6 protein-coding genes are annotated in these 5,289 nt (G+C 72.4%); 1 reads left to right on the top strand and 5 read right to left on the bottom strand.

The window, feature by feature from the left end; genetic code table 11:
- Nucleotides 1–127: 127 nt before the first annotated feature.
- The 5 genes from ACFWX1_RS23725 to ACFWX1_RS23705 all read right to left on the bottom strand — a co-directional run bounded on the left by ACFWX1_RS23725 (nucleotide 128) and on the right by ACFWX1_RS23705 (nucleotide 4,575).
- Nucleotides 128–1,108, bottom strand: a complete 981-nt coding sequence (locus tag ACFWX1_RS23725) for an anti-sigma-D factor RsdA (protein ID WP_378390696.1) — start codon at nucleotides 1,106–1,108, stop codon at nucleotides 128–130.
- The gene (locus ACFWX1_RS23720; protein WP_345396876.1) at nucleotides 1,109–1,681 is read right to left on the bottom strand and encodes a sigma-70 family RNA polymerase sigma factor; all 573 of its coding nucleotides are present in this window, start codon (nucleotides 1,679–1,681) and stop codon (nucleotides 1,109–1,111) included.
- A gap of 378 nt (nucleotides 1,682–2,059) precedes the next feature.
- Nucleotides 2,060–2,656 carry a response regulator transcription factor gene (locus tag ACFWX1_RS23715; RefSeq protein ID WP_003073605.1) on the bottom strand — a complete coding sequence of 199 codons (597 nt, stop codon included), beginning with the start codon at nucleotides 2,654–2,656 and terminating at the stop codon, nucleotides 2,060–2,062.
- 140 nt (nucleotides 2,657–2,796) lie between these two features.
- Complete coding sequence (locus ACFWX1_RS23710; protein WP_378390694.1) at nucleotides 2,797–3,648, bottom strand: hypothetical protein; 852 nt, start codon at nucleotides 3,646–3,648, stop codon at nucleotides 2,797–2,799.
- 9 nt (nucleotides 3,649–3,657) lie between these two features.
- The gene (locus ACFWX1_RS23705) at nucleotides 3,658–4,575 is read right to left on the bottom strand and encodes a MerR family transcriptional regulator (RefSeq protein ID WP_378390788.1); all 918 of its coding nucleotides are present in this window, start codon (nucleotides 4,573–4,575) and stop codon (nucleotides 3,658–3,660) included.
- Nucleotides 4,576–4,805: 230 nt separating this feature from the next.
- Between ACFWX1_RS23705 and ACFWX1_RS23700 the strand changes: the two genes are divergently transcribed.
- Nucleotides 4,806–5,126: a WhiB family transcriptional regulator gene (locus ACFWX1_RS23700; RefSeq protein ID WP_378390692.1), complete on the top strand. Its 321-nt coding sequence runs from the start codon at nucleotides 4,806–4,808 to the stop codon at nucleotides 5,124–5,126.
- The last annotated feature ends 163 nt before the right edge of the window (nucleotides 5,127–5,289 follow it).

The following is a 5,289-nucleotide window of genomic DNA, read 5'->3' as shown; positions in this document are numbered from 1 at the left end:
GGTCCCCCGGCGGGGGGGTGGGGGGGGGGGGTCGCGGCCACTCAGGGGCCTATCTCGCCGTCCCCCCGCCCCCACGCGGGGGGGGCGCCCCCCCCCCCCCCCCCCCCTTTCCGGTTGCTGTACCGCGTTACGGCGTCGACGGCGCGACGGCCTGGCCCTGCTGGCCCTGTCCGCCCGCTCCCGTTTCGCTGCGCGGAGTGCCGCTGCCGCCCGGCCCGTTGCCGGTGGCCGGGGTCGTCGTGGTGACCGGTGGCGGCGGTGTCGTGGTGGGCGTGACCGGCGGCGGAGGCGTCGGCGAGGGCGTGGAGCTGGTCACCGGCAGGCTCGTGCTGCCGCCGCTGCCCGGCAGCGTCGTCGGCGCGCCGCTGGCCTGGTTCGACGGGCTCGTCGTCGGGTTCGACGGCTGCTGGGACGGCAGCTGGCCCGGCGGCGGCGCGGGCGCCGTCGGGTCGTCCAGCTGGGCGCTGAGCTGACGGTGCTGCTGGAGCAGCTGGTCGCGGTTCTCCGCGTCGGTGACCTGGCTGAGCGCGGCCTGCGCGTCGGCGAGCGCCTTGCGCGCGAGATCGAGATTGCCGCCGGCGAGCGCGAGGTTCGCCTTCTCCAGGTCCAGCTTCGCCGCGGCGGCGGCTTCGACCGACCGTGCGTGGTCGGCGTAGAGCACCTTGGTGAGTCCCCAGAGCGTGTCCCCGGGCTGCGCGTCACGCGCGGCGAGCCCGGTGCCGGTGAAGGCGATGGCCAGCACGGCGGCCGCGGCGGCGACCGGGACGAGCATCCTGCGACGGCCCCGGCCGGAGTTGCGGCGGGCCAGTGTCGCGGCGCCGACGGTGCGCACGGCGGTGTCGACGTCCACGAGCTCGGCGAGCGGCTCGCTGTCTATGTCCCGCCGCCACGCGACGAGAAGTGCGTTGAGTTCCTGGTCGCCGAGGCTGTCGGCGATCGCCGGGTCCGAGCCGCCGAGGGCGTCCAGCAAGGCGTCGTCGGCCTGGACAGCGGACAGGTCGGCGGCGAATTCCGCTTCGGAGGCGGTCATCCCGTTGCCCCATGCCGACGAGCCCACGGTCTGCTCGTGCTCGGCGCCCGGTCTGTCGTCACGCTCACGCCCGGTCACTCAGATCACCTCCTCGGCGGCGAGGACCTTGCGCAGGCGCGCCAGCGCCCGGTGCTGGGCGACCCGGACCGCGCCGGGCGTCGAGCCCACCGCGTCCGCCGTCTCCTCGGCGGAGAGGCCGACGACCACCCGCAACACCACGATCTCCCGCTGTTTGTCCGGCAGCACCTGCAACAACTGCGACATCCGCTCGTTCAGTTCACCCTGTAGCGCGCGCTGCTCCGGACCGACCCCGCCCTCGACCTCGTCGGGCACCTCCGCCACCGGTTCCGCCCGGTTGCGGGCCGCGGCCCGATGCGCGTCGGCCACTTTGTGCTGGGCGATACCGTAGACGAAGGCCAGGAAAGGTCGCCCCTGATCACGGTACGAGGGCAATGCCGTGAGCACCGCGAGACACACCTCCTGCGCGACGTCGTCTGCCGAAGCGAACGAACGCTCCTGCCTGCCAACCCTGGCCCGGCAATACCGCACGACCAGTGGACGGATGGCCGCCAACAACCGCTCGACGGCCTGTGGGTCGCCCTCGACAGCAGCGGCGACCGGCTCATCCAGTCCATCCCCCACATTGGCCATCGCAGACAACAGTCCCAGTGTTACGTGTAGGCGTGCAAAGAACCCGGCGCATGGTTACTCTCCCGTGCGCCGGTCACATCTACCGTACCTTTGGCCGGTCGACGACGTCCGCTCACGGTCGTCTCCCGGCGCGCCGTGGCGACGCCGGTTCTCACGCTCCGGCCTTACCTGGCCCTTCTCGCCCGAAGACAGCCGTACAACGAGCGAGGGACCGGACAGGTACGGGGCCCGGTGCTGGCTGGGCCGGGAAAAGCCTGCCCGAGTTAACGGACGGAAAACATCAAGGGTGACCGGGAACACAGTTACGGGCCAGGGCTGTGCCGCCCTGGCCCGTCGTCACCCGTACTGCCGTTCAGGAACGAAGTGCTCGCCCCGGGATCAGGAGACCAGGCCGCGCCGGAAGCCGTGCGCGACGGCCTGCGCGCGGTCGCGCACGCCGAGCTTGCGGAACAGGCGCCGGGCGTGCGTCTTCACGGTGTCCTCGGACAGGTACAGCTCGCGCCCGATCTGGCCGTTGCTCTTGCCCTGGCTCATCCCGCGCAGCACCTGGAGTTCGCGCTCGGTGAGCTGGACACCGGGGTCGGATGGCTGCCGCGGCGCGGGCACCGAGGTGCTGGCCAGCGTGTGCGCCAGCGCGGCGACCAGCTCCGGGCGGGAGGCGTCCCACCGGAGGTAGCCGCGGGCACCGCCGGCGATCGCGGCGGCGATGCTGCCCGCGTCGTCCGGCGCGCCGAACACGATGACGTTGGCCTGGGGGTTCGCGGAAACGAGCCGACGGGTGGCTTCGACGCCCGTCGGGACGGCGCGCTGCGTCCCGACCAGCACGACGTCCACCGGCTGGCGGGAGTACCGGGCCAGCAGCTCGTCACCGTGCGCTACGCAGTCGATGCGACTGACCCCAGGGACCGCGGACATCACACGGGTGAGCCCTTCACGGACACTGCGTCGGTCGTCGCAGATCAAGACCGTCGTCACGGGGTTTCCTTCCTGCAGCCGGGTGACATTCCACTTCCCCTATCGGACGCTTTAGCCCGAACCTTGACACGATCCGGTGGCTTTTTTTGAAGTTTCTTAGCCCGGATGCCGGAACGCCGTTTCCTAGAGGCTCAACCCGGTCAAGGCGGAACCCACGGCGATTCGCGCGCGATTCGCCTCCCGCAAGGATCTGCGCGCCGTAACACTGCGTGCAACACCTCAGCGGCTCTGAATCGATACTTCTCGGCGTGTCCTGCCCGAAGGTCCGCGACCACCCCGGCCACCACCCAAGAAAGTGAATGGAGTTCGCTTTTTTCGGTGTCCGCCAAGGCGTTTTCGAGAAGGTCTCTCGCATTGTCCCGCTCTCCGGGATCGCCCGCCGCCACCAGTGTCACTCCGAGCACGATGCCGGATTTGATCTCGTGCCGCCGGGCACCGCGTTCCCGCGCCGCCTCCACCGCGCGACGCGCGGGAGCGACGGCCTCGCCGGCCCGGCCCGCGGCGAGTTCGATCTCGGCGCCGACCCAGCCGCTACGCACCGTGGCCCGCCAGCCCGCGTCCTGCGCCCTCGCGCGGGCGAGCAGCCGGCGCGCGGCACCGAGCCTGCCGAGGGCGAGGTTGTCCGCCGCGAGCCCGAGCAACGCGTCGGCACGCGCTCCCGCCGCGTCGAGCCCGTCGGGGTCGCGGCCGGTGTCCGGGAGCGCGACGGCCAGCGCGAACGCCTCCCCGTCGAGCGCGCGGGCCCGGACGTGCCCGCCCAGCTGACGCCGGTGCGAAGCCAGCGTGCTCCCGGCGAGTGACGCGACGAGCGGGCTCGCCTCTTTGCCGAGGCCCGCCAGCAGCGTCGCCGCGGCGGCATACCGGCCCTGCGCGCCCAGGACGATCGCCGCGAGCAGCCGCGCCACCGGCGTGGCGGACGGCGGCGGCACGACGGGGCCGGCGGGCAGCGGGTCACCACCGAACGCGGCTGTCCGCAGGGAGTGTTCCTGCACCTGTCCTTTCTAGCGCCTCGCACCGACAAGAACATGCTCGATGCGGTCAGCGGCGGCGGAAAGATCCGTCAGCAGCTCGACCTTGCCGGGCAGCGTCGCGCGGTCCCAGCCGGGCCCGCAGGCGAACAGCCTGCTGCGCTGGCGCCCGCGGGACACCCTGGCGAACAGCCGGGGGTCGGCGGCACCGCGACGGCGTGCCCAGAGCACGACGGCGGCGGGCGCGCTGCGGCGCACCGCGACCGCGAGCACTTCGGCGGGCAGCGGCGCCCCGAAGAGCTGGGCGCCGACGCGCCTTTCCGCCAGCGACGCGGCCAGCGCGTACACCGGCATGCTGTCGCGTTCCTCCGGTACGCAGCTGAGCAGCACCGGGCGGGTGTTGCGAGGCTCGTCGAGCACCGGGGTGGCGCGGACGAGCGCGGCGAAAACGCACTCCGAAAGGAAGTACTCGACCTCGGCGCCCGCGCTGACTCCGCGCCAGCGCGCGCCCAGCGCGGTCAGCACGGGCTCGATCACCCCGGTCCACGCGGACAGGACGCCGAGTTCGCCGATGATGTCGACCAGCATCCGCTGTACCGCGCCGGCGTCCATCGCGAGCGCCGCGGTGCTGAGGCGGCGGGCCAGCCGGGACGGGACCTCGTGACCGTCCGGTTCCTTCTCCTCCGATGGCTCGTCCACCAGCGTGCCGACGATCTCCGGTGCCGCGGGCGGGCCGGATCGGGGCATCTGCTCGAGCGCGTAGCGGGCGGCTTCGGCCGTCGAAGCGCCGCGGAGCAGCGCGCGCTGCATGAGTTCGAGACGTCCGATGTCGGAACTGCCGTAGCGGCGATGCCTGCCGTCGGTGTGCCTGCTCGGGCCGAGCCCGTAGCGACGGTCCCAGGTACGCAGGGTGGACGGCGCGACCCCGAGCCGGCGGGCGACCGAGGCCACCGGCAGGGTGGGTTCTTCCGTGCCCGACCCAGCTCCCACGCGGCCCAATATCCCGGGCGTCCGGGCGGCGGGCAACCGGAGCCAAAAGCCCAGCTCACACATCCGGGGGATGCCTAACGGCTGAATCGGGGTGAATCTCTTGAACAAGTATTGGCGCGCTTCTAACGTTACCGCCGTTGCACCGAATGGAGTAGCAGCACCACAGCGGAGCAGCTAAAGGCATCGACCGGATGACGGAGGCGGTCAGGATGGCAGACACGCGAAGGCTCCCGGGTCCCAACGCGGACATGTGGGACTGGCAGCTGGAGGGGTCGTGTCGGGGGATGGACAGCGCGTCCTTCTTTCACCCGGATGGCGAGCGCGGTCCGGCGAGAGCACGCCGCGAAGCCAGGGCGAAGGCCGTCTGCCTGGCCTGCCCGGTGCTCCAGATGTGCCGGACCCACGCGCTCGCCGTACATGAGCCGTACGGGATTTGGGGCGGGCTCTCGGAGTCCGAGCGGGAGCACATCATCAAGTCCGACAAGCGCGCCATGAGCATGTCGAACGGCTAGGCCCTCTCCCGCCTGCCGTTCCGGAGGGGGGGGGGGCGGGCGCGGCGGCGGCCCCCCCCCCCGCGGCCGCGGGCGCTCGGCCGGGGGAGATCCAGAACGGTCAGACCGCCGAATGTAGCAAGGCCGCGCGGCCGCGGACCGGGCTCGTGGCGGTGCTCACCCG

Origin of the sequence: Amycolatopsis sp. NPDC059021, from assembly GCF_042739895.1 — a bacterium.
Lineage (GTDB): Bacteria > Actinomycetota > Actinomycetes > Mycobacteriales > Pseudonocardiaceae > Amycolatopsis.
The sequence above is the reverse complement of the archived record's forward strand: the minus strand, read 5'-3'. Positions and strand labels throughout refer to the sequence as shown.

Bases quoted from the DNA above. Each gene is read 5' to 3' on its own strand.
- ACFWX1_RS23720 (WP_345396876.1), bottom strand. From the start codon at position 1,681: ATGGCCAATGTGGGGGATGGACTGGATGAGCCGGTCGCCGCTGCTGTC.
- ACFWX1_RS23700 (WP_378390692.1), top strand. From the start codon at position 4,806: ATGACGGAGGCGGTCAGGATGGCAGACACGCGAAGGCTCCCGGGTCCC.